Raw genomic sequence first — 21,993 nt, forward strand, 5'->3', positions numbered from 1 at the left:
AACGTCCCAAATGGGGGCGCAAAAACCCGCTTTTGCTACTCCGGCGCGCCGCCCGAACCCTCTGCATCGTCATCCGATTCGCCTTCGGGACGGGTTTCGAAAACCTTGTCCACGATGCCGAACTTGAGGGCTTCGTCCGCTTCGAGGAAGGTGTCGCGGTCCATCGCGTTCTCGATATCGGTGAGGCTCTGGCCGGTATACTTGACGTAGAGATCGTTCATCCGGGTACGGATGCGAAGGATCTCGCGCGCCTGGATCTCGATATCAGAAGCCATGCCGCGCGCACCGCCCGAAGGCTGGTGAACCATGACGCGGGCGTTAGGAAGCGCGATGCGCATGCCCGGCTCGCCAGCTGCGAGCAGGAAGCTGCCCATCGATGCCGCCTGTCCGACACAAACCGTCGAAACGCGCGGCTTGATATACTGCATGGTATCATGGATCGCCATGCCGGCGGTAACGACGCCGCCCGGCGAGTTGATGTACATGCTGATCGGCTTCGAGGGGTTTTCGCTTTCGAGGAACAGCAACTGGGCAACGATCAGCGAAGCCATGTTGTCTTCGACCTGCCCCGTCACGAACACGATGCGCTCGCGCAGCAAGCGCGAGAAGATGTCGAAGCTGCGCTCGCCCCGGCTGGTCTGCTCGACGACCACCGGCACCAGCGCGCCGGTCAGCGGGTCGCGCGTGAATTGGCCCTGTGTGCCATAGGTTTCGCCGGAGTTGCCGAGCAGGTCGATCATGTAGGAATCCTCGAGAGTAAATTGGGTTGGTCGCCTATTTCGGACGCACCGAACCATTCTTCAAGGGCTTTAACCTTCTCTTGGGTGGCTTTCCTCAGGTGAGCATGGATTAAATGAGCGTTGGCACGGATTTCGGGGACAGCACGTCACAGCCCTGCGCCGAGGTTCCGGAGCGAGGCAAGTCATCCTCAATCGGCTTGCATCACACGAGAGCCGTGTCAGGATAGACCGCATGAAAAGATCACTCGCTAGCCTGGGCTTGCTTGCCGCCCTCTCCGTCCCCGCCTCTGCCAACCCCGCAGAAGATGCATCCACCGCAGCGCAGCAATATTCGGAGCGGATCGAAGCGCTTGACGATCAGGGGCCAGAAATTGGCGCGGTCATCGTACATGCCGCTGACGCAGCCGAGCAGGCAATGGCGGTGCAGGACTCGACCTTGCTGGCAGGCCGGACGGTGCTGATGAAGGACAATATCGAAACCCGCGAATGGCCGACGACAGCGGGCTCGCTCGCGCTCAAGGACAATGCCACCGGCCGCGACGCGCCGCTGATCACGCGTATTCGCGAGAACGGCGGAGTGATCCTCGGCAAGACTAATCTTTCCGAGTGGGCCAATATCCGCGACAACAATTCGTCCAGCGGCTGGAGCGCGGTGGGCGGGCTGACGAGAAACCCGCATGCAACCGATCGCAATACCTGCGGCTCGTCCTCCGGCAGCGGCGCAGCGGTGGCGGCGCGCTTTGCCTGGGCCGCGATCGGCACTGAGACCAATGGCTCGATCACCTGCCCCGCCAGCGTCAACGGGATTGTCGGGTTCAAGCCGACGGTCGGCATGGTCAGCCGCACGCATGTGGTGCCGATCAGCGCGACGCAGGACACCGCCGGACCGATGGCGCAGTCGGTTCATGATGCGGCGCTTTTGATGAGCGCGATGGCGGGCACGGACCCCGCCGATCCGGCGACGGTGGAGGCCGATCGGAACGCGCGCGATTTTACCCAGGGACTCGCGGAGTATTCGCTCAAGGGCGTTCGCATCGGCGTGATGGTAAATCAGGTCGGCTCGCGTTCCGGCGTCACCGCGCTGTTCAATCAAGCGCGCGCCGACCTTGAGGCGGCAGGCGCCGAACTGGTCGAAATCGAATACGACTGGCCGGATGGCTTCTGGCCCAACTCGCTCACCGTGCTATTGTTCGAGCTTCAGCGCGACATGAACGCCTATCTCGCAACGCTCGACGATCCCGCGATGCCCGACACGCTTGCCGATCTCGTCGCGTTCAATCGCGCAAATGCAGACGAGGAAATGCGCTGGTTCGGACAGGACCTGTTCGAGCAGGCGCTGGAGACGACCGACGAGGCCGCCTACCTCGAGGCTCTTGAGATGGTGCGCAAGGCCACACAGGAAGACGGGGTCGACAGGCTTCTGGCGGAGAACAATGTCGCCTTTCTGATCGCACCTACCACGGGCCCCGCCTGGGCGACTGACCTCGTCAATGGCGACAATTTTGGCGGCGGGATCGGCGCGGGCTCGCTCCCGGCCATCGCGGGCTATCCGCACATCACTGTGCCGATGGGCGCAGTCGAGGGCCTCCCGGTGGGACTGAGCATCTTCTCGGGGCGCTGGAAGGATCACGATGTGCTGAAAGCGGGCGCCGCATATGAAAGGGTCCGGACAGCCGTGCTGTCCGAGCCCTCTTTCAAACCGTGGAAACCGGTTGAGCTACCGGCGGGCGACTGACCCGCCGATCTGCTGATTACTTCTTGGTCGCTGCTTTCTTGGCAGGAGCCTTCTTCGCTGCAGGCTTCTTGGCGGCAGGCTTCTTCTCGTCAGCCTTTTTCGCCGGAGCCTTTTTCTTCGCAGCAGGCTTCTTCTCGTCAGCCTTCTTGTCGTCCGCCTTCTTGGCCGGTGCCTTCTTGGCAGCAGGCTTTTTCTCATCAGCCTTCTTGTCGTCGGCCTTCTTGGCGGGAGCCTTCTTCTTGGCAGGCGCCTTCTTCTTTGCCGCCGGCTTCTTTGCGGCCTGCGCTTCGGCTTCCTCGTCAGCCTCGATCGCCGCTTCGAGCTCTTCCTGCGTCACTTCACGCTCGGTGACATCAGCCTGGTCGAAGAGGAAATCGACGACCTTGTCTTCATAAAGCGGGGCGCGCAGCTGGGCGGCGGCCATCGGCTCTGACTGGACGTACTGGACGAAGCGTTCGCGGTCTTCTGGGCGATACTGCTGCGCCGCCTGCTGGATCAGCATCGACATTTCCTGCTGGGTCACTTCGACGCCATTGGCCTGGCCGATTTCCGAGAGCAGCAGGCCGAGGCGCACGCGGCGCTCGGCTATGTTGCGGTAATCGTCCTTCTCGGATTCGATTTCCTTGAGCGCCTCTTCCGGGTTTTCCTCGCGTGCCGCTTCCTGCTGAAGCTGTGCCCAGATCTGCTCGAACTCGGCGTTCACCATGCCTTCGGGCACTTCGAAATCGTGACCGGCTGCAAGCTGGTCGAGCAGCGCGCGCTTCATCTGCGTGCGGGTCAGGCCCTCGGTCTGCTGCTGCAGCTGACCGCGCAGCAATTCCTTGAGCTTGTCGAGGCTGTCGAGGCCGAGCGACTTGGCGAACTCGTCATCGACCTTGGTCTCGGTCTCGACCTTCACCTGCTTCACGACGACGTCGAACTGCGCTTCCTTACCGGCGAGATGCTCGGCCTGGTAATCGTCGGGGAAGGTGACCGTGATGGTTTTCTCATCGCCGGTCTTCACACCCATCAGCTGGTCTTCGAACCCGGGAATGAACTGGCCCGAACCCAGCACCAGGGCTGCGTCTTCGGCCTTGCCGCCTTCGAATTCCTCGTCGCCAAGGCGCCCGGTGAAATCGATGATCAGCTGGTCGCCTTCGGCAGCCTTCTTGCTCTTGGCGGCATCCTTGTACGCCTTGTTCTGGCCGGCGATGTCACCCACCGCCTCGTCGACCTTCTCGTCGGAAACCGGCACCACCAGCTTTTCGAGCTTCAGACCATCGGTCGCAGGCACTTCCACCTTGGGCAGAATTTCGAGTTCGACGGTGAGTTCGGCGTCCTTGCCTTCCTCGTAGCCTTCGGCCAGCTCGACCTTGGGCTGCATCGCGGGGCGCAACTCCTTGTCCTTCATCAGCTGGTCGACCGAATCGCGGATCACGTCGTTGACGGTCTGCGCGTGCAGCTGCTCGCCATGCATCTTCTTGATGAGATTCGCCGGCACCTTGCCGGGGCGGAAGCCGGGCATTTTCACCTGCGGGGCGATCTTCTTCACTTCGGCATCAATCTTCGCCGAAATGTCGCTGGCAGGGATGGTCAAAGCGTAAGCGCGCTTCAGACCCTTGTTCTCGGTTTCCTTGATCTGCATGAGAAAACTAAAGCCTTTTCAATATCTTAAGTGCTTGGCCACGTCCGGGGGAATGGTGCGGGCGAAGGGACTCGAACCCCCACATCTTGCGATACTGGTACCTAAAACCAGCGCGTCTACCAATTCCGCCACGCCCGCATGCCCGAACGAAGCCGCGCGGGAAACCCATGGGCCCCCGCGCGCGTTGCGTAGCGCCTCTATATGGGTGCGCGCGAAAGGGCAAGCGTGTCGAAACATTGCCGGATGATCCGGGCCGGATGATCCGGGCCGGGTGATCGGGGCCGAGTGATCCGGAACGGAACGAGGCGGGCCCCGCATTCGTTGGGTTGGTGAAAGGAAAATACAGTGCCCGACTATGACACACCACTCACGCCGCCCGATACGCCGCCGGTGATCGACCCTGACGTAGATCCCAAGACTGCGGCCGAAATGGAAAAGGGCGGCGAGGCCGAAGGCGAAGTACAGGGCGAGCGCAGTTCGCCGGACCAGATCGACACCGAATTGTCCGACAAGCTTGTGCGCCGCGACAAGCGCGATGGCGCGGGCGAAGCTGCTCTCGACCAGATGCCGCCCGACTGAGCGCGCACCAACAGCCAATACTGAAAGGAGCCAGACGATGGCCACCCAACCAGACCCGAAACCCGATACGATCGAACCCGGCGCTCCGCCAGAAAGCCCGCCAACTGCTCCGCCCGATGAGGCACCGATGACCGAGCCGCCGGAGATCAGCCCGCCGGAGCCCGACATCAACGAGCCCGATCGCTCGATCCCGGAAACCCCGCCTCCACCCGATTGAGCGCCCGTCTGGGCACCCGACCGAGCGCCAATATATATTGCGCAGTCTCGGCTAGCGCCTTATTGGCGCGCGCATGAGCGAAGAAAGCACCCAGGACACCCCGCCCGACCACCTCTCGGTCAATCCGCGCAGCCCGCATTTCGATGGCGAAAAGTTGCAGCGCGGCGTCGGCATCAGGTTCAAGGACAGGGTGCGCACCGATATCGAGGAATATTGCGTTTCCGAAGGCTGGGTGCGGGTCCAGGCCGGCAAGACCGTCGACCGCAAGGGCAACCCCCTGACGATCAAGCTCAACGGTCCGGTCGAAGCGTGGTACGAAGACCTCGGCGATAATCCGCCGGTCATCAAAGCAGACTGATCTGCGGCGCGCGCTTGCCAAGTGCGGCATGAGCGCCCACTTGGCAAACGCAATGGATAGTCCCACCGCCCCTCCCCAGAAGCCCGAAGTGATCATCATCGGGCGCCCGAACGTGGGCAAGTCGACGCTGTTCAACCGGCTCGTCGGCAAGAAGCTCGCGCTGGTCGATGACCAGCCGGGCGTCACGCGCGATCGCCGCATGGGCGATGCCGAGATTGCGGGGATGAGTTTCACCGTCGTCGATACGGCCGGCTGGGAAGACGAGGACGCGGAAACGCTGCCCGGGCGAATGCGCGCCCAGACCGAGGTCAGCATCGAAGGCGCCGACGCGGCGATGTTCGTGATCGATGCCCGCGCGGGGCTTACCCCGCTAGACGAGGAAATCGCGCGCTGGCTGCGTAGCGAAGAGATTCCCGTCGTGCTCGTCGCCAACAAGGCGGAAGGCAAGGCGGGCGAAAGCGGCGTTCTTGAAAGCTATTCGCTCGGCCTCGGCGATCCGGTGGCGCTCTCGGCTGAGCACGGCGAAGGCGTCGCAGACCTGTTCGGTGCGCTGTGGCCGATTATCGGCGCCAAGTCGGAAGCGGCTGAAGCTGCCGCCGAGTTCGCCGCGAGCGAGGACGAGGAGAAGCCGCTCGGCCCCCTGAAGCTCGCGATTGTCGGACGTCCGAATGCAGGCAAGTCCACCCTCATCAACCGCTTGCTGGGTGAAGATCGCCTGCTCACCGGGCCTGAAGCCGGAATCACGCGCGATTCGATCGCGGTCGACTGGAAATGGACCGATCCCCGGACCGGCGATGTGCGCGATATCCACCTCGTCGACACCGCCGGGATGCGCAAGAAGCGCAACGTTACCGAAAAGCTGGAAAAGCTCTCCGTCGCCGACGCCCGCCGCGCAATCGATTTCGCCGAAGTCGTCGTGCTGCTGCTCGACGCGACGCAGGGCCTCGAGCACCAGGACCTGAAGATTGCCGACATGGTGCTGCAGGAAGGCCGCGCCCTCATGGTCGCGATCAACAAGTGGGATGTGGCAGAGGACGCGAGCAAGCTCTTCAACGGCGTGCGTGCCGCGCTCGACGATGGACTGGCGCAGGTGCGCGGCCTCCCGCTGTTCGCCGTGTCGGCCAAGACCGGCAAGGGGCTCGATGCGATGCTCGGCGCCGCATTCGAAATCCGCGAAAGCTGGTCGAAGCGCGTGCCCACCGCCGCGCTCAACCGCTGGTTCGACGATGCACTCGAAGCCAATCCACCGCCAGCCCCCGGCGGCAGGCGGGTCAAGCTGCGCTACATCACGCAGGCGGGAACCCGGCCGCCGCGCTTCGTCATTTTCGGCACGAGGCTCGAATCGCTTCCCAAGAGTTACGAGCGCTATCTGGTGAACGGGATCCGATCCAAGCTGGGTTTCGAAGCCGTGCCCGTGCGCGTCGTGCTCAAGAGCCCGAAGAACCCCTACAACGCCAACAAAGGCGGCGGCGGGAACTACAGTGGCGGTTCGGAGCGCGGATGATGGTGATCGATCTGCTTGCGGATGGTGGGAGTATCGCCAGCGAACTGGTGGAGCGCACATCGTCGACGGTGCGCGTGCAGGAAATCGTGCGCCTCAGTCTTGCGCCCGCATTTCTCCTTGCCGGTATCGGCGCGATCATGAATGTCATGGTCAGCAGGCTCATCTGGGTCGCAGAGCGGATCGAGCGGCTTCAGGCGCGCATGGAAGAAGATCTTTCGCCGCACGATCGGGGCAGCCTGATCCGGCTGGGTCGTCGGCGCACGCTGGTCCAGCGCGCGGTCATGTTCAGCACGGCAGCTGCACTCACCATCTGCGTGGTCATCGCGCTGCTGTTCGTGAGCGCATTCATCACGCCCCAGATCGGCACGGTGACAGCGATTGCCTGGATCCTCACCATGGTGTTCCTGATCACCGGCCTCGTCCATTTCGCGGCGGAGACCGTGATGGCGGCCCGCGGTCAGCCGAAGAACGGGCTAGAAGCGAGAAGCTGACGAGCGGCAAGCTTCAACGGAAAAGGGCGGAGTATCGCTGCCCCGCCCCTTCTCAAGTCTTCGCTTTCGCTCAATCGTTCATCACGAGCCCGCGCAGGAGATAGGTCCCCTTGATCTTGCGGATGTTGTTATAGACCTCGATCACGGTCTTGTTGCTGCTCTCCATGTTCTCGCGACCCCAGGCTTCCATGAAGGCGTCGAAGCGCTCCTTGTCGGCATTGAGCACCGTCATGTTCGGATAGGTGATCCTCAGAACGAGGTTCACCTCGTTCGGGCCATAGGGCACGGTGTAGATGCCGTATGATTTGATCTGCCCCAGGCTCTTGCCCACCTCGTTCGATTTGACCCAGGTTTCCTTGAGTCCCTCCAGGTAGGTGTCGAGTTGGCCTTCATCGACCTTCACATAGGTCAATTCGACCACTTCTTCCTGCGGCGTGTAATCTTCCCAAACGCGCAATTGCGCTGCAGCAGGCGTTGCCATGGCCAGCGCCGAACCGGCGACAAGCGTCATTCCAATCGTTTTGATCATGTTCATGGCCTTCGTTTCCCCTTGTTAACGTGAGTACGCGACCCGCGAACAGGAGCCAGAACGACCTCTTTATGCAGTTCTCCCGAGGGGGAAGCTGCGCCAATGTCACATAAGAGTCAAATGCTTGTGTTCAAGCTTGTACAAACGCGACAGCGCTGTTGGGAACGATCTCAACCTTCACCCTCTTCCGCGGGCTTGCTGTTGAGCTGGACGTAGTTCTCCAGGCCCATCCGCTCGATCATGTCGAATTGCGTTTCGAGGAAATCGACATGCTCTTCCTCGCTTTCGAGGATCCGCGCGAAGATTTCGCGACTGACGTAGTCGCGCACGCTCTCGCAATGTTCGATCGCATCGCGCAGCAGCGGGATAGCCTCTTCTTCCATCGCCAGATCGGCCCTGAGGATTTCCTTCACCGTCTCGCCGACCTTGAGCTTGTGGATCGCCTGGAAATTGGGAAGGCCGTTCAGGAACAGGATGCGTTCGGCCAAGATATCGGCATGCTTCATCTCGTCGATCGATTCATGCCGCTCGTACTCGGCGAGCTTGTGAACGCCCCAGTCCGCAAGGACGCGGTAATGGAGCCAGTACTGGTTGATCGCGGTCAGCTCGTTGGTGAGCGCCTTGTTGAGATATTCGATAACCTTCTGGTCGCCCTTCATGGCCCGGCTCCTGTGGTGACGATTGAAGCTCTGGCATAGTCTCCCGAGGGGCTATGCGGCAAGGGGCCAGCACACAAAAACGGCGGAATTCCGCCAGTTGCGAGCGATTTTCAGTAGCGGGAAGTCAGTTCAAACGGCGAGCGGCAGGCGGCCCAGCTCGCGTTCCTCGAACAGGATCTGGTCGGCTTCGACCAGGCATTGGCCGCAGTTGGGGCGCTTGCCCAGGGTCGCGTAAGCCGCCTCTGCATCGCCCGAGGTGTGGCGGGCGGCGCGGCGCAGCTCGCTTTCCTTGATGGCATTGCAGATGCAGACATACATGTCGCGGGTCTCCTGCGAGTGATTCGCAGAAGCCAATTTATGCGAACAATTCTCAATAGCAAGTATTATTGTGTCGGAGTCTTTGACCTATCCACGCCTCAGAGCGAATACCCGCCCATAAGTCATGCAGCGCCACAGCCATTCGAGCGGGCCATAGCGGAACCGGTCCAGCCATGGCTTCGACCAGGCAAGCATCAATGCGCAGGTCGCGAATGCGACGAGGTAAAGCTGCGTGCGTGTCAGCTCGCCGAACAGTCCGAGCGCCCAGCCGTGCATTACCAGCAACATGACCAGCGACGTGCCGAGGTAGTTGGTGAAAGCGGCACGGCCTGCTGCCGATATGCGCTGCCCGAGCCAGCCGGTCGCGCTCGGCGCGATCGTGACAAGCAGTGCGGCCAGCCCGAGGATCATGGCGAGGCGCGGCAGATAGCTGAAGCCGACCTGCGCGGCCTGCGTGCCGTAATAAGTGAAGCCGCCGTCCCTCACCCACAGCCCGATCAGGAAAGTGATCAGCCCGCCGGCTACCATGCCGAGCGCACCCCATAGTCGCATCTTTCGAGTGCTGAACGCTCCGCTGAAAAATCCCCAGCGATAGAGCGCCATGCCGATCAGCATCAGCGGCAGCGTCTCGAACAGCCAAAGGAAAATGAAGAAGCCGAGGTCGCTCGCATGCTGGGAGACCATGTGCCCGACATAGTCGCCATAATGCCCTCCGCTGATCAGCTCTGTTTGTGTGGCTCCGTCCTGCAGCATCTGATCCTGCTGCGACTGAAGGTCGCTTCGCACATCCGAAAGCGGCATTCCCGGGTCGCCCTGCGGCGTGTCGGCGGCCATCACCATCATCGCCATCAGCCCGCCCCACAGGAGAGCGCCAGAAGCGTAGCCGAGCAGCCCGATGACGAACTGCACGCGTGCGCTCATGGTAATGAAGCCGAGCACGAGGAAGCCGCAGATCGCGTAGGAGAACAGGATGTCTCCGCGCCAGATCAGGAAATAGTGCGCGAGGCCGAACAGCATCAGCCAGAACAGCCTTCGCACCTGAAGCCAGCGTGTCGCCCCCTTCGCCCAGGCTTTCTCCATGAAGAGATAGAGCCCGGCCCCGAAAAGCAGGGTAAAGAGCCCGCGCATCTTGCTGTCGATCAGCACGAATTGCCCGATCCACATCCAGTCCTCCGCCGCGGAATGGCCCGTGGTGAAGGCTTCGGGATACATATAAGCGGCGAAAGGCTGACCGAAGGCGACGATATTCGCCACCAGAATCCCCATCACTGCAAGCCCGCGGATGAAATCGAGGCTGCCGATGCGATCTGTGCCTGCCACCGGGATAGAAGTTTCGCTATCCGGCGTCGCCAGATCGATTGGCGTTTCGCGCTGCTCGTCCAAAGCCATTCCCCCTCATGAAGCGCGCAACACTAGCAGCGCGCACGCGCGGGGGAAGAGCGAGTAACGGTTTACTTGGTGACGATGCAGGCCTGGCCGGAAGACTTGAGCGCTGCACAGGCACGCGCCGCATCGCCCTGGGTCGCGAAGCCGCCTGCCTGCAGCTTGGTCAGCTTGCCCGCCGGAACGTAGAACGGCTTCTTGCTGCCGAGCACGGCGCTGCTCGAAAGCTTGCCCCACAATCGCTCGGCATTGCCCTTCACCCCGAAGGCACCGAGCTGGACCCGCCAGGGGCCGTCGCTCGATGCTGGGGGTTTCGCAACTGGAGCGGGCGCTGGTTCGGGCTGCGAAGCTGGCTCGATCGTCCCAGCCACCAGCACGGCTTCCTGCGCAGGCCGCGCATAGTCGGCACCTGCCGTTGCAGCCGTCGTATCGGCTGCGCGCGGAGTCGAGGCAGGCACCGGCAGGCTCGCAATCGCGCTCGGGACGCGCGAAGAAGGTTCGACCAGCGCATCGCCCGATACACCCAGATCGACTGCAGCAAGCTGCGCCGCACGGTTCTCGTCAGCGCGGCGCTTGAGATCGCTGGCGACAAGCTGCGCGCTCTGGCGATCTTCAATCGGGATGTATTCGTCCATCTGCTTGAGCGCGTCGGCAGCCTGAGGGAGGCTCGCCGCATTCGCCAGCGTCATGAGCGCGTAAGCCTTGACCCAGTCCTTCTCGGCAAGGTCGCCGTTGAAATAGGCAAGTCCCAAGACGTATTGGGCGCGCGGGTCGCCGCGCATGGCCGCTGCATTGATATAGGGCATGGCGCGCGGACGCTCGCCCTGCTGGAAAAGCAACAATCCGTAGTTGTCCGCGGCCTTCACATGGCCTGATGCGGCAGCGCGTTCGTACAACTCGCGGGCTTTCGCAATGTCGGGTTCCACGCCGCGTCCGAGGCGATAGGCCTGCGCGAGATTGAACTGTGCATCGGCATCCCCGCGTGCCGCTGGCCCCTGCCACTCGGCGACGGCAGTAGCAAAGTCGCCGCGCGACCAGGCATCGACGCCATCCTTCACATCGGCCTGCGCCACGCTTGCGCCTGCGAGTGCAAGGCAGAGCGAACCTGCCAGCCATTTTCCCCTGGATGCAAACTGGAACATGCTTTTCCCCTTGCCTGGCGCGCAGCCAGTCTAACCGTTTTGCCGGTTATAGTGAATCACCCGTTAGGAAAGTCTTGCCTGCCCGAAAGATCACCCGATGCTCCGGTATTAACCTAAAATTAGGGGTAGTCTGCGATCCCCTTTCCCATGGCCGCTGCAAAGCGGATGATTATGGGCTAACCAGGGGGACCCAGTCGTTGCGAGTACTAGCTTTGGCATCGCAAAAAGGCGGATCGGGCAAGACTACATTGTCCGGGCATCTCGCCGTCCAGGCACAGCGCGCAGGCGCTGGCCCGGTTGTACTGATCGACATCGATCCGCAGGGTTCGCTCGCGGACTGGTGGAACGAGCGTGAGGCGGAATATCCCGCTTTCGCCCAGACCACCGTCGCACGGCTCGCGAACGACTTGCAGGTTCTGCGCCAGCAGGGCTTCAAGCTTGCGGTGATCGATACGCCGCCGGCAATCACCATGGCTATTCAGTCGGTGATTTCGGTTGCCGAACTGATCGTGGTTCCGACCCGTCCCAGCCCGCACGATCTTCGTGCAGTCGGCGCTACGGTCGATCTGTGTGAACGCGCCGGCAAGCCGCTGGTCTTCGTGGTCAACGCCGCGACGCCCAAGGCCAAGATCACTTCGGAAGCCGCCGTCGCGCTGTCGCAGCACGGCACCGTCGCTCCGATCACCCTTCACCACCGCACCGATTTTGCAGCCTCGATGATCGATGGCCGTACGGTGATGGAAGTCGATCCCGAAGGTCGCAGCGCCGCCGAAATGACCGCGCTGTGGAAATACATTTCGGATCGTCTCGAGAAGAACTTCCGCCGCACCGTGTTCGCGGCTCCCAATACGCAGTCGCAGGTTACCACTGCGCGCCCCGGTGGCGGCTTCGGCCGCCGCGTGGCTCAGTAAGGAGCGCCGCTAGCCATGACCGAAGCCAGCTTTGCCTCTCTGAGCCCTACCCTGCTGGCACGCAAGGGTGGCGCGAAACCGGCCATGCGCCCGCAACTGGCGCCGATTCCCGATGCCTCGCAGGCCAATCTGGAAGACCTCGGCTGGAACGACATGGGGCAGGACGAACCGGCGGCGAAGTCCGCCGACGTCGTGCATCTGACGCCGCCTGACGCCAAGGCTGCGACCGCACCTGCCGTGCTCAAGCAGCAGCGTGCGCTCGCCGATCGGGTTACGCAGGACAACGCTCCGGAAGAGAAGCCGGCCAAGCGTCGCCGCGCGGTCGACCAGGGCAAGCGCGCAGCCTTCACGCTGCGCCTCAATGCGGAACGCCATCTGAAGCTGCGCCTGGCCGCAACCATGAACAATTGCAGTGCGCAGCAGCTCGTCACCGACGCGCTCGATGCGCTGCTCGAAGAAATAGACGATCTCGACGCGCTCGCCGCAAAACTCACGCGGCAGTGATCGGGACACTCGCTGAAAGAACAGGCTGAAGAGGGGGAAAGACAATGAGTCGCACCGCCAATATCAACGCACTGAACGGGCCGAAGATCGCCCTCGCCGTCACGACCGCTCTTGCCAGCGTCGTGCTTGCCGGGTGCACCACCAGTGCCGCGCCGCGTGCGGAAACCTCCTTCGGCAAGGCGCAGACCGCGCTGGCCAAGGGTCAGGCCGAACAGGCCGTCGACCATGCAGAAGCTGCCGTTCTGGCCGAACCGCGCAATGCCGGTTTTCGCGCAATGCTTGGTGCAGCCTATCTCGAAGCTGGTCGTTTCCAGTCGGCCGCCACCAGCTTCGGCGACGCGATCGAACTGGGTGACAATGATCCGCGAACCGTGCTCAGCTATGCGCTGTCGCAGACTGCGATCGGCAACAGTGCCGCAGCTCTCGAAGTGCTTGATGAATGGAAGGGCTCGCTCGATCCGGCCGACCTCGGTCTGGCGCTCGCTCTGGCCGGTCAGCCCGACCAGGGTGTCCATGTGCTCGCCAATGCCCTTCGCGGCGGACAGAACACCGCCAAGGTTCGCCAGAATCTCGCTTACGCTTATGCCCTGCAGGGCAACTGGCGCGCTGCCCGCGTGATGGCGGCAGAAGACGTTCCGGCCGACCAGGTCGACGATCGTATCGGTGAATGGGCCCAGACCGCCCGCCCCGAACAGACCACACAGCGCGTGGCTGCGCTTCTGCAGGTCGCACCGTCACAGGATCTCGGCCAGCCGGCGCAACTCGCGCTCGCCAACCATCCTTCGCATGCCGCCATGGTAGCGGAAGCCGCGACCGAAGTTCCGGTCGAGACTCCGGTTGCCGAAGCGCCGCAGTTCGCGATTGCTGGCGAGGATGCTTCTTCGCAGCTCAGCTTCGATGAAGAGTTCGCTGCTGTCGAACCAACCGTCGTCCCGGCCAGCGATATCGTCGGCGAGCGGATCGTTTCGAACGAAGTCGTGCAGAGCCTCCCGGCCAGCTACACGCCTGCCAAGGCTGCGCCTGCAAAGAGCTCGGGTCCGCGTATCGCCGCCCGTACCTCTCAGCGCCGCATGGCCTCTGCCGATGGGGTGGCTGCCGGCACGCATCTCGTTCAGCTCGGCAGCTTTTCGAGCCGCGCCAATGCGGAGCGTGCCTGGAACATCTACCAGAAGCGCTATTCGCAGCTTTCGAACCGCAACCTCGTGATCACAGAGGCCAAGGTCCGCGGCAAGACATTCTATCGCGTGTCTGCGGCCGGTTTCGGCGCGACCGAAGCCCGCAGCATGTGCGGCACCGTCAAGTCGCAAGGCCGCGGTTGCTTCGCCTATGCCGAAGGTCGCCCGCTGCCGGGTGCCGTTCGCGGGCCGGCACGGATGGCCGCGCGCTAACAAACTCAGCTATTTCAGCGAGACTGCCCCCGGCGCCCGCAAGGGTTCCGGGGGTTTTCTTTGCAGAGCAGCACCCGGTCGCGATGCGACCGCAAGGGCTACCGCCGGCCCGCAGCGATGCGAGCTTTAGATCGCATGAGCGAGGATATCGCACCCCGGATGGGGTGCGCAATTCAAACGCCCACCCTCACCCCGCCCTTGAACAGGGCTGTCGCACGGCCCTGCGCAGGCTGGCCGTCGAAGGGCGTGTTGCTTGCCGCCGATACCATCGAAGCGCGCGCAATCACCCATGGCTTGTCCGGATCGACCAGCGCGATGTCGGCCTCCAGGCCTGTTTCCAGCCGCCCGGCTTCCACTCCGAGCAAATCTGCCGGATTGCTCGCCAGAAGCGTGAAGGCCCGCGCCATCTCGATCACACCGTCACGCACGAGGTTCATCGTCATGGCGAGCAGAGTTTCGGCACCGGCCATGCCTTCCGCCGCATCGGCAAAGGGGAGGCGCTTGGCTTCGGCCCCGCGCGGATCGTGTCCGCTCGCAATGACGTCGATCGTGCCGTCGCCGATCGCTTCGATCACCGCCTTGCGGTCGGCTTCGCTGCGCAGCGGCGGCGATATCCGCGCGAAGGAGCGGAACTCTGCCGTCGCGAGGTCCGACAGCATGAAGTGCGCGGGCGTGACGCCAGCAGTCACGTTGACGCCGCGCGCCTTGGCCTGACGCACGAGATCGAGCGCAGCGCGCGTTGTGACCTGGCGGAAATGCACTCGCGCGCCCGATAGTTCGGCGAGCGCGATATCGCGCGCCACGGCCAGCGCCTCGGCCTCGGCAGGCGCGCTTGGCAGGCCCAATCGGGTCGCCATCTCGCCCGAAGTCGCAACGGCTTCGCCGACGAGATCGCCGTCCTCGGCATGGGTCACCACGACGAGATCGAGCATGGAGGCATATTGCAGCAGCCGCAGCATCACGCCCGAGTTGGCGATCCACCCGCGCCCGGTGGCGACACCTCTCGCCCCTGCCTCTTTCATCATGCCGATCTCGGCAAGCTGCGTGCCCCCAAGCCCGCTGGTCGCCGCGGCGAGCGGATGGACCCAGAGATCGGGCTTGCCGATCTTGGCGATGTAATTGACCCGGCTCGGGTAATCGAGCGGCGGAGACTGATCCGGCATCAGCGCCGCGCGGGTTATCCCGCCGGCATGGCAAGCGGGCTTGTCGATCGCGAAGACGCCCAGATCGACGATGCCCGGGGCGATGAGCTGACCCTTCGCGTCGAGCACATCGTCGCCAGCCTGCGCCGCAATGTCGCCCAGCGCTTCTATGCAGCCGTCGACAAGGCGGATTGCGCCGTCCGTGACGCCGCCAGTGGTGACGAGCTTGCCGCCGGTAATCGTGAGAGGCCGTTGCTGCTTCATGCCGCGCCTCCCCAACCAGCGATCCCGCGCGACTTGCGCGTCAGAATGTCGAGGCAGGCCATGCGGATTGCCACGCCCATCTCCACCTGCCGTGTGATGATCGAGCGATCGAGCATGTCCGCAACTTCGCTGTCGATTTCGACCCCGCGGTTCATTGGGCCGGGATGCATCACCAATGCCTCAGGCGCGGCGCGTTGCAAGCGTTCCCTGGTCAGGCCATAGAGGTGATGATACTCGCGCTCGGAGGGGATGAACTGCCCCTGCATCCGCTCGCTCTGGAGGCGCAGCATCATCACCACGTCGCTGCCGTCGAGCGCGGCATCGAAATCATGGAACGGTGTCGCTCCCATCGCTTCGACCTGCGCTGGCATCAGCGCGGGCGGCGCACAGAGGCGGACGCTGGCCCCCAGCGCCTGCAGGCACAGGATGTTCGACCGCGCGACCCGGCTGTGCAGGATGTCCCCGCAAATCGTGACGGTGAGGCCGGTAAAATCCTCGGCCGTGCTCCCCCGCCCCCGCAGCGCATGGCGCAAGGCGAGCGCATCGAGCAGCGCCTGTGTCGGATGTTCGTGCTGCCCGTCGCCCGCGTTGAGCACTGGACAGTCGACCTTGCTCGCGATCAGCTGGGTCGCGCCGCTCGATCCATGCCGGATCACGATCGCATCGGCGCGCATGGCATTGAGCGTGATCGCAGTGTCGATCAGCGTTTCGCCCTTTTTCACGCTCGATTGTGCGGCGTGCATGTTCACCACGTCCGCGCCCAGCCGCTTGCCCGCGATTTCGAAGCTCAAGAGCGTCCGCGTCGAGTTCTCGAAGAACGCGTTGATGATGGTGAGCCCTGCGAGCAGGTCGGAGTGCTTGTTCGCCCCGCGGTTGAGTTCGACCCAGGTTTCCGCCTCTTCCAGCAGGTACAGGATCTCGTGCCGTTCGAGCTGCGCGATGCCGAGCAGGTCGCGGTGCGGGAATGCCAGCGAACCCGCCGGATAGCGGCCGCTTTGCGAAGGTGTTGCCGTCGATGTCATTAAAGCGATGCCGTTAGACGAGCCATGTCAGTCGCTCAACCCTTTCCTCGCACCCTTTTCGCTGGAACTTTACCATGAACCACCTAACTTGAGGGCAAGTTTGGACAGGATTTTCATAGCATGAGTTTCGCAGGCAAGGTTTGGCGGCTTCTGGTCGGGATCAAGGACGCGCTCGCGCTGCTGTTCCTGCTGCTGTTCTTCGCGGCCATTTTCGCCATCCTTTCGGCGCGGCCCAGCCCCGGCCAGGTGCGCGAAGGCGCGCTCCTGCTCGAACTCGATGGCGTCATTGTCGAAGAGCGCAGCGAAATCGACCCGATCGAGGCGCTTTTGAGCCAGGAAGCGCCGATCGGCGAATATCCCGTGCGCGAACTCGTTCAGGTACTCGACGCAGCGCAATCCGATGACCGGATCGAGGCTGTCGTGCTGGACCTCTCTCGCTTCGTCGGCGGTGGCCATGTCCACATGCAGGAAGTCGCCGAGGCAGTGCGCCGGGTGCGCGACAGCGGAAAGCCTGTCTTTACCTATGCAGTGGGCTATGCCGACGATGCGATGATGCTCGCTTCCCATGCCAGCGAAGTCTGGCTCGATCCCCTGGGCGGCGCGATCATCGCGGGTCCGGGCGGGACCAATCTCTATTATGCCGACCTGCTCGAAAAGCTGGGCGTTAATGCCCGCATCTACCGCGTCGGCAGCTTCAAATCGGCCGTCGAGCCCTTCTCACGCAACTCCATGTCCGATGAAGCGCGCGAAAACTATCGCCAGCTTTACGGCGCGCTGTGGCAGGAATGGCAGGCCAATGTGAAGGCGGCGCGGCCGAAACTTCAGCTCGACCGCGTCACGCAATCGCCAGCCGAATGGGTGGAAGCATCGAGCGGCGACCTTGCCGAGGCTGCGCTCGATGCGGGCCTCGTCGACCGGCTCGGCAGCTATGAAGAGTTCGGCGCGCGCGTCGCAGAAGTGGCAGGCGAGCATCCCTGGGACAATGCGCCGGGCACTTTCGCGACAACCGACTACGCACCCTTCGTCGCGGACACTGCGCCCGACAAACCGGGCAAGGCAATCGGTGTCGTGACGGTCTCGGGCGAAATCGTCGACGGCGATGCGGGTCCGGCCGTCGCAGGCGGTGACCGCATCGCGGAACTGCTCGACGAAGCGCTCGACGACGATCTGGCTGGGCTCGTCGTGCGCGTCAATTCGCCGGGCGGTTCGGTCATGGCGTCCGAAGTCATCCGCCGCGCCATCCTGCGTCACAAGGCGAACGAGATTCCGATCGCGATCTCGATGGGCAACCTCGCGGCGAGTGGTGGCTACTGGGTTTCGACTGCCGGTGACCGTATCTTCGCCCAGCCCGAAACCATCACCGGATCGATCGGGGTCTTCGCCGTTATCCCCACCTTCGAAGGCACTGCCGCCGAATTAGGCGTGAATGCCGATGGCTATCGCACCACGCCGCTATCGGGCCAGCCCGACCTGGTCGCGGGCTTCACGCCGGAGGTGGACTCGATCCTCCAGAGCTCGGTCGGCAACACCTATGCCGATTTCATCCAGCTCGTCAGCGAGGCGCGCAACCTCTCGCCCGAGCGGGTCGACGCAATCGCGCAGGGCCGTGTGTGGGATGGCGGCGCAGCCAAGCAGCTTGGCCTGGTCGACAATTTCGGCGGCATCAACGAAGCGCTTGCCTGGGTGGCGAAAGAGGCCGAACTCGAAGACGGTGACTGGCACGCGCGTTATCTCGGTACCCAGGTCAACCAGTACGACACGCTGCTGCGCCGTTTGATGCGTGACAACAGCCAACAGCAGGCCTCCAACGATCTCTTCGCGATGATCGCTGGCCAGCAGACTGCTCTGAAGATCCGCATTGCAGGCGATACCGAAAGGCTGCTCGGCACGCGCGGGGTACAGGCCTATTGCCTCGCATGCCCCAGTCTTCCGGGTGCTGGCTCGAATTCGATGAGCCCGTCATGGCTGCAGCAATTGCTGGTACTGCTCAAACCTTGAGCTTCGCTTCCGGGCCGGTCAATCCGGCTCGGCAGCAATGCCGCGCGCGATTAGCGCGTTGACCCGGGAGGCGATTTCGTCCGGGTCTCCATCGCTCCACACCGCATAGCGCAAGCCGACGAAGACGTTCATTCCCATCATCGCCCAGGCCTCGGTCTCGCCCAGCCCCTCTCTCAACTCTCCGGCATCAGCGCCTTCCTTGAGTCTTTTCGCGATGCGCGCCGCGATCGTCTCATAGTGATCGCGGTAGCTCGCCGGATCGACGAACTCCGCCTCGTCGATGATGCGGTAGATCTCGCGGTGTTCGCGGGCGAAGGAAAGGAAGGCGGCCAGTGCGGCGCGTTCGATCTCGAGTGCGCCCATGTCATCGCTCAGGGCATCGCGGGCGCTGACTTTCACCGCCTCGCTCATATCGCCAACGAGCGCACGAAACAGCGCATCCTTGCTATCGAAATACGTGTAGAAGGTGCCAAGGGCGACCTCCGCGCGGCGCGTGATGGAGCTGATCGACGCCTCGTGAAACCCCTTTTCCCCGAACTCGACTGCCGCCGCGTCCAGCAATTTGCGCAAGGTGCGGCGCCCGCGCGCAGTGCGCGGCGTCTTGTCCGGTAGCGCTTCGGCGTCGTCCATCAGACCTCCCCTCTCGCTTTCCTGCCTAAAGCGCAGAAAAGCCAGCGGCAAGTCTAAACTTGAAAGTTGGTTCAACTTTCAATATTGGAGGTCTCATAAGTTTACCAGGGAGAGGTTTTCATGAGTTTCAAGACCCAATCCATTTCGCGTACCCTTCTGGCTGGTTGCGGCACGATCGCGCTTGCCGCCACTTTCGCTGCAACGCCTGCCGCCGCCCAGACCGAGCCCGATACGGCCGGTGTGGACGAGCTGGCCGAAACCGGCATCATCGTCACCGCCCGTCGCCGTGAAGAGCGTGCGATCGACGTGCCGATCGCCGTCACCGCAATTTCGGGCGAGCAGCTCGCCAACCAGGGCGCGCTCGACATCACCGATGTCGGCAACCTCGCCCCCAACGTCACGCTCGAAGCATCGCGCGCGACCAACTCCACCCTGTCCGCCTTCATTCGCGGCATCGGCCAGCAGGACCCGGTCTCCGGCTTCGAGCAGGGCGTCGGCATCTATCTCGACGATGTCTATCTCAACCGTCCGCAGGCCGCCGTGCTCGACATTTACGACGTTGAGCGAATCGAAGTGCTGCGCGGACCGCAGGGCACGCTCTATGGCCGCAACACGATCGGCGGCGCGGTCAAATATGTGACCAAGCGTTTGCCGCAGGACTTCTACCTCAAGGCGCGCGCAACCTACGGCACCTATGACCAGGCCGAAGGGGTCGTGACGGTCGGCGCTCCGGTGAGCGATCTCGTCCGCGTGGGTGGCTCGGTCGCGCGGCTTTCGCGCGGCGGCTTCGGCGACAATCTGACGCTGGGGATCGAGAACTACAACAAGGACATCTGGGCCGGTCGCGCCAGCCTCGAAATGGGCGGCTATGGCGAGCCGGTCTTCATCCGCGTGCAGGGTGACTATACCAAGGACACCAGCAATCCGCGCGGCGGCCACCGCCTGATCCCGGGTCTCGCTTCGGGCGCCCCGGTGCTCGACAATGTCTTCGACACGCGCGGCGCACTCAACGATCCCGAGCAGGAGGTCGAATCCTATGGCGTGATGATGAATGCTGAGATCAACCTGTCGGACGCGCTCACGCTCCGCTCGATCTCGGCATGGCGCAAGGATGACAGCTATACGCCGATCGATTTCGACGCGCTTCCCGCAGTCGATCTCGACGTGCCGGGTGCCTATCTCAACGAACAGCTCAGCCAGGAAGTGCAGCTGCTGTGGGATGATGGCGGACCGCTGGCCGGTCTGCTGGGCTTCTATTACCTCGACGCCACAGCCGACACGCTGTTCGATGTGCGCATCTTCACTACTTTTCCCGGCCTGACCGCCTATACCCAGGCCGAAGTCGATACCGAGACCTACGCGGTCTTCGGCGATTTCACTTACGACCTTACAGAACAGCTCTCGCTATCGGTGGGCGGTCGCTATACCTGGGACGAGCGGACAGCCTCGATCCTGCGCCAGAACTACCTCGGCGGAGGCTCACCGGTCTTCGGCGGCGCGGGCATTCCGTTCGGCGCACCCGGCACCGACTTTACTGGCAGCAGCAAGTTCAAGAAGTTCACGCCGCGCGCCTCGGTCAGCTTCATGCCGACGCCCGATCATAATATCTATGCAAGCTATTCGAAGGGCTTCAAAGGTGGCGGTTTCGATCCGCGCGGGGTCGGTGCCAACGCGCCTGCCGCCATTCCCGGCGCGCCGACCGATGACGAGGTCGCGAGCTTCCTCAGCTTCGCTCCGGAAGAGGTGGACAGCTACGAAGTGGGCTACAAGGGTTCGCTCGCGGGCGGCATGTTCAACGTCGCGCTGGCGGCCTTCTATGCCGACTACACCGACGTCCAGATCCCTGGTTCGGTCGCCTGCGAAGTCGCGGGTTTGCCGTCCTTCTGCGGTATCGTGTCCAACGCCGGCAAGGCGACCTTCAAGGGCATCGAGTTCGAAGGCAACGCGCGTCTGGGGGCAGGTTTCAATCTGGCCCTGACCGCGGGCTGGATCGACGCGCAGTATGACGAATACATCACCAATATCGCCGGTGTCCCGACCGATGTCGCCGAGTTCCGCGAAGTGCAGAACACGCCGGAGTTCACCGGCTCGGCCACACTCAGCTACACGCTGCCGGTGGGCGACGGCGACCTCTACCTTGGCACGACCGCGAGCTATCGCAGCAAGACCTACCAGTTCGAGATCCCCAACCCCTATCTCGATCAGAGCGGCTATGCGCTGGTCGACGCCAGCGTGGTCTACAAGGCTCCGGGCAACCGCTGGTCCATCGGGCTCTACGGCAAGAACCTGTTCGACAAGGAGTACAAGACCAGCGGCTATACCTTCGTCGCGACCGATCCGACGACCGGTGAAATCATTCCGGGTGCCAACGGTTTCCCGATCCCGACGCTTGGGCCGGAAGGAACCCTGACGGCATTCTACGGCAATCCGCGGCAGGTCTTCGTCACCGCGACTGTCGAGTTCTGATCGAAGGTTAAACCTAATCCTGTCTGGCTTCTCCCTGGGACAGGTAGCGGTCGGGGTGCTTTTCCAGGCGCTCCGGCCGTTTCATTTCGGCAGTCACGATTTCACGAAGATGTGAGCATGTGCGCGCTTGCCAAGGCGGCGGACTCATGGCAATGGCGCGCCCCTGTCCGGCTGGACCAAGGCTCCAGCGACATCGGGCGGGCGCGTAGCTCAGTGGTAGAGCACACCCTTCACACGGGTGGGGTCGCAAGTTCAATCCTTGCCGCGCCCACCACACCATTTCCAGCAGCCGTAGCGATCCTGCTCACTCGTTGAGTGCATGCGGCTGCGCAGCAGCGCTTTACACAAGTCATCACCGCCTGCTCGGGCACTAAGCAATTTTCCGCATT

The 21,993-nt window shown here is 63.0% G+C and carries 21 protein-coding genes and 2 tRNA genes; 12 read left to right on the forward strand and 11 right to left on the reverse strand.

Annotated features, from left to right (window positions below):
- Positions 1 to 35: 35 nt before the first annotated feature.
- Positions 36 to 740, reverse strand: a complete 705-nt coding sequence (locus CCE89_RS03540) for an ATP-dependent Clp protease proteolytic subunit (RefSeq protein WP_086436617.1) — start codon at positions 738 to 740, stop codon at positions 36 to 38.
- 232 nt (positions 741 to 972) lie between these two features.
- Between CCE89_RS03540 and CCE89_RS03545 the strand changes: the two genes are divergently transcribed.
- The gene (locus CCE89_RS03545) at positions 973 to 2,475 is read left to right on the forward strand and encodes an amidase (RefSeq protein WP_086436618.1); all 1,503 of its coding nucleotides are present in this window, start codon (positions 973 to 975) and stop codon (positions 2,473 to 2,475) included.
- Positions 2,476 to 2,491: 16 nt separating this feature from the next.
- On the opposite strand, the gene tig is transcribed toward CCE89_RS03545, so the two are convergent.
- Positions 2,492 to 4,099, reverse strand: coding sequence for a trigger factor (gene tig, locus CCE89_RS03550; protein WP_086436619.1), 1,608 nt, complete (start codon positions 4,097 to 4,099; stop codon positions 2,492 to 2,494).
- Positions 4,100 to 4,152: 53 nt separating this feature from the next.
- Positions 4,153 to 4,237: transfer RNA gene (locus CCE89_RS03555), tRNA-Leu, on the reverse strand.
- Between the two features lie 207 nt (positions 4,238 to 4,444).
- Between CCE89_RS03555 and CCE89_RS03560 the strand changes: the two genes are divergently transcribed.
- From CCE89_RS03560 to CCE89_RS03580, 5 genes are all read left to right on the forward strand, one after another.
- Positions 4,445 to 4,678 carry a hypothetical protein gene (locus tag CCE89_RS03560; protein ID WP_086436620.1) on the forward strand — a complete coding sequence of 78 codons (234 nt, stop codon included), beginning with the start codon at positions 4,445 to 4,447 and terminating at the stop codon, positions 4,676 to 4,678.
- Positions 4,679 to 4,715: 37 nt separating this feature from the next.
- Positions 4,716 to 4,895, forward strand: coding sequence for a hypothetical protein (locus CCE89_RS03565; protein WP_086436621.1), 180 nt, complete (start codon positions 4,716 to 4,718; stop codon positions 4,893 to 4,895).
- A 73-nt stretch (positions 4,896 to 4,968) separates the two neighbouring features.
- Positions 4,969 to 5,253: a DUF3297 family protein gene (locus tag CCE89_RS03570; protein ID WP_086436622.1), complete on the forward strand. Its 285-nt coding sequence runs from the start codon at positions 4,969 to 4,971 to the stop codon at positions 5,251 to 5,253.
- A gap of 52 nt (positions 5,254 to 5,305) precedes the next feature.
- Positions 5,306 to 6,757, forward strand: a complete 1,452-nt coding sequence (der, locus tag CCE89_RS03575) for a ribosome biogenesis GTPase Der (RefSeq protein WP_086436623.1) — start codon at positions 5,306 to 5,308, stop codon at positions 6,755 to 6,757.
- On the forward strand, positions 6,754 to 7,248 hold the full coding sequence (locus CCE89_RS03580) for a DUF2721 domain-containing protein (RefSeq protein ID WP_234989919.1): 495 nt from the start codon (positions 6,754 to 6,756) through the stop codon (positions 7,246 to 7,248). The genes der and CCE89_RS03580 overlap by 4 nt, the downstream gene beginning before the upstream one ends.
- Before the next feature lie 70 nt (positions 7,249 to 7,318).
- Here CCE89_RS03580 and CCE89_RS03585 read toward each other — a convergent pair whose 3' ends face one another.
- The 5 genes from CCE89_RS03585 to CCE89_RS03605 all read right to left on the reverse strand — a co-directional run bounded on the left by CCE89_RS03585 (position 7,319) and on the right by CCE89_RS03605 (position 11,279).
- A complete protein-coding gene (locus CCE89_RS03585) occupies positions 7,319 to 7,783 on the reverse strand; it encodes a hypothetical protein (protein WP_086436624.1) in 465 nt (154 codons plus the stop codon).
- A gap of 164 nt (positions 7,784 to 7,947) precedes the next feature.
- Positions 7,948 to 8,436 (reverse strand): bacterioferritin, encoded by a 489-nt coding sequence (bfr, locus tag CCE89_RS03590; RefSeq protein ID WP_086436625.1) that lies wholly within the window; start codon positions 8,434 to 8,436, stop codon positions 7,948 to 7,950.
- Positions 8,437 to 8,565: 129 nt separating this feature from the next.
- A complete protein-coding gene (locus CCE89_RS03595) occupies positions 8,566 to 8,754 on the reverse strand; it encodes a (2Fe-2S)-binding protein (RefSeq protein WP_086436991.1) in 189 nt (62 codons plus the stop codon).
- Positions 8,755 to 8,841: 87 nt separating this feature from the next.
- The gene (locus CCE89_RS03600; RefSeq protein WP_234989920.1) at positions 8,842 to 10,143 is read right to left on the reverse strand and encodes a DUF418 domain-containing protein; all 1,302 of its coding nucleotides are present in this window, start codon (positions 10,141 to 10,143) and stop codon (positions 8,842 to 8,844) included.
- A 62-nt stretch (positions 10,144 to 10,205) separates the two neighbouring features.
- Entirely contained in the window at positions 10,206 to 11,279 is a 1,074-nt protein-coding gene (locus tag CCE89_RS03605) for an SPOR domain-containing protein (RefSeq protein ID WP_086436626.1), read from the reverse strand.
- A gap of 197 nt (positions 11,280 to 11,476) precedes the next feature.
- Here CCE89_RS03605 and CCE89_RS03610 point away from each other — a divergent pair, with 197 nt between their 5' ends.
- The 3 genes from CCE89_RS03610 to CCE89_RS03620 are packed head-to-tail and all read left to right on the forward strand — an operon-like array spanning position 11,477 to position 14,082.
- Positions 11,477 to 12,190 (forward strand): ParA family protein, encoded by a 714-nt coding sequence (locus CCE89_RS03610; RefSeq protein ID WP_086436627.1) that lies wholly within the window; start codon positions 11,477 to 11,479, stop codon positions 12,188 to 12,190.
- A 15-nt stretch (positions 12,191 to 12,205) separates the two neighbouring features.
- Positions 12,206 to 12,694, forward strand: coding sequence for a hypothetical protein (locus tag CCE89_RS03615; protein ID WP_086436628.1), 489 nt, complete (start codon positions 12,206 to 12,208; stop codon positions 12,692 to 12,694).
- A gap of 44 nt (positions 12,695 to 12,738) precedes the next feature.
- Positions 12,739 to 14,082 (forward strand): SPOR domain-containing protein, encoded by a 1,344-nt coding sequence (locus CCE89_RS03620; protein WP_086436629.1) that lies wholly within the window; start codon positions 12,739 to 12,741, stop codon positions 14,080 to 14,082.
- Between the two features lie 173 nt (positions 14,083 to 14,255).
- On the opposite strand, the gene CCE89_RS03625 is transcribed toward CCE89_RS03620, so the two are convergent.
- Together CCE89_RS03625 and CCE89_RS03630 are read right to left on the reverse strand one after the other, a co-directional pair.
- Complete coding sequence (locus CCE89_RS03625; protein WP_086436630.1) at positions 14,256 to 15,488, reverse strand: dihydroorotase; 1,233 nt, start codon at positions 15,486 to 15,488, stop codon at positions 14,256 to 14,258.
- Positions 15,485 to 16,510 carry an aspartate carbamoyltransferase catalytic subunit gene (locus CCE89_RS03630; protein ID WP_086436631.1) on the reverse strand — a complete coding sequence of 342 codons (1,026 nt, stop codon included), beginning with the start codon at positions 16,508 to 16,510 and terminating at the stop codon, positions 15,485 to 15,487. The genes CCE89_RS03625 and CCE89_RS03630 overlap by 4 nt, the downstream gene beginning before the upstream one ends.
- Before the next feature lie 120 nt (positions 16,511 to 16,630).
- Here CCE89_RS03630 and sppA point away from each other — a divergent pair, with 120 nt between their 5' ends.
- Positions 16,631 to 18,508 (forward strand): signal peptide peptidase SppA, encoded by a 1,878-nt coding sequence (gene sppA / locus CCE89_RS03635; protein ID WP_086436632.1) that lies wholly within the window; start codon positions 16,631 to 16,633, stop codon positions 18,506 to 18,508.
- Positions 18,509 to 18,526: 18 nt separating this feature from the next.
- On the opposite strand, the gene CCE89_RS03640 is transcribed toward sppA, so the two are convergent.
- Positions 18,527 to 19,138, reverse strand: a complete 612-nt coding sequence (locus CCE89_RS03640) for a TetR/AcrR family transcriptional regulator (RefSeq protein ID WP_086436633.1) — start codon at positions 19,136 to 19,138, stop codon at positions 18,527 to 18,529.
- A gap of 120 nt (positions 19,139 to 19,258) precedes the next feature.
- Between CCE89_RS03640 and CCE89_RS03645 the strand changes: the two genes are divergently transcribed.
- On the forward strand, positions 19,259 to 21,604 hold the full coding sequence (locus CCE89_RS03645; protein ID WP_086436634.1) for a TonB-dependent receptor: 2,346 nt from the start codon (positions 19,259 to 19,261) through the stop codon (positions 21,602 to 21,604).
- A gap of 199 nt (positions 21,605 to 21,803) precedes the next feature.
- Positions 21,804 to 21,878 (forward strand) — tRNA-Val (locus CCE89_RS03650).
- The last annotated feature ends 115 nt before the right edge of the window (positions 21,879 to 21,993 follow it).

Origin of the sequence: Altererythrobacter xiamenensis, from assembly GCF_900177715.1 — a bacterium.
In the GTDB taxonomy this organism is placed as follows: Bacteria; Pseudomonadota; Alphaproteobacteria; order Sphingomonadales; family Sphingomonadaceae; genus Erythrobacter; species Erythrobacter xiamenensis.

What these genes read in the sequence shown, in the direction of transcription:
- CCE89_RS03540 (WP_086436617.1), bottom strand. Translation starts at nt 740, where the DNA reads ATGATCGACCTGCTCGGCAACTCCGGCGAAACCTATGGCACACAGGGC.
- CCE89_RS03545 (WP_086436618.1), top strand. Translation starts at nt 973, where the DNA reads ATGAAAAGATCACTCGCTAGCCTGGGCTTGCTTGCCGCCCTCTCCGTC.
- tig (WP_086436619.1), bottom strand. Translation starts at nt 4,099, where the DNA reads ATGCAGATCAAGGAAACCGAGAACAAGGGTCTGAAGCGCGCTTACGCT.
- CCE89_RS03565 (WP_086436621.1), top strand. Translation starts at nt 4,716, where the DNA reads ATGGCCACCCAACCAGACCCGAAACCCGATACGATCGAACCCGGCGCT.
- CCE89_RS03570 (WP_086436622.1), top strand. Translation starts at nt 4,969, where the DNA reads ATGAGCGAAGAAAGCACCCAGGACACCCCGCCCGACCACCTCTCGGTC.
- der (WP_086436623.1), top strand. Translation starts at nt 5,306, where the DNA reads ATGGATAGTCCCACCGCCCCTCCCCAGAAGCCCGAAGTGATCATCATC.
- CCE89_RS03580 (WP_234989919.1), top strand. Translation starts at nt 6,754, where the DNA reads ATGATGGTGATCGATCTGCTTGCGGATGGTGGGAGTATCGCCAGCGAA.
- CCE89_RS03585 (WP_086436624.1), bottom strand. Translation starts at nt 7,783, where the DNA reads ATGAACATGATCAAAACGATTGGAATGACGCTTGTCGCCGGTTCGGCG.
- bfr (WP_086436625.1), bottom strand. Translation starts at nt 8,436, where the DNA reads ATGAAGGGCGACCAGAAGGTTATCGAATATCTCAACAAGGCGCTCACC.
- CCE89_RS03595 (WP_086436991.1), bottom strand. Translation starts at nt 8,754, where the DNA reads ATGTATGTCTGCATCTGCAATGCCATCAAGGAAAGCGAGCTGCGCCGC.
- CCE89_RS03600 (WP_234989920.1), bottom strand. Translation starts at nt 10,143, where the DNA reads ATGGCTTTGGACGAGCAGCGCGAAACGCCAATCGATCTGGCGACGCCG.
- CCE89_RS03605 (WP_086436626.1), bottom strand. Translation starts at nt 11,279, where the DNA reads ATGTTCCAGTTTGCATCCAGGGGAAAATGGCTGGCAGGTTCGCTCTGC.
- CCE89_RS03615 (WP_086436628.1), top strand. Translation starts at nt 12,206, where the DNA reads ATGACCGAAGCCAGCTTTGCCTCTCTGAGCCCTACCCTGCTGGCACGC.
- CCE89_RS03620 (WP_086436629.1), top strand. Translation starts at nt 12,739, where the DNA reads ATGAGTCGCACCGCCAATATCAACGCACTGAACGGGCCGAAGATCGCC.
- CCE89_RS03625 (WP_086436630.1), bottom strand. Translation starts at nt 15,488, where the DNA reads ATGAAGCAGCAACGGCCTCTCACGATTACCGGCGGCAAGCTCGTCACC.
- CCE89_RS03630 (WP_086436631.1), bottom strand. Translation starts at nt 16,510, where the DNA reads ATGACATCGACGGCAACACCTTCGCAAAGCGGCCGCTATCCGGCGGGT.
- sppA (WP_086436632.1), top strand. Translation starts at nt 16,631, where the DNA reads ATGAGTTTCGCAGGCAAGGTTTGGCGGCTTCTGGTCGGGATCAAGGAC.
- CCE89_RS03640 (WP_086436633.1), bottom strand. Translation starts at nt 19,138, where the DNA reads ATGGACGACGCCGAAGCGCTACCGGACAAGACGCCGCGCACTGCGCGC.
- CCE89_RS03645 (WP_086436634.1), top strand. Translation starts at nt 19,259, where the DNA reads ATGAGTTTCAAGACCCAATCCATTTCGCGTACCCTTCTGGCTGGTTGC.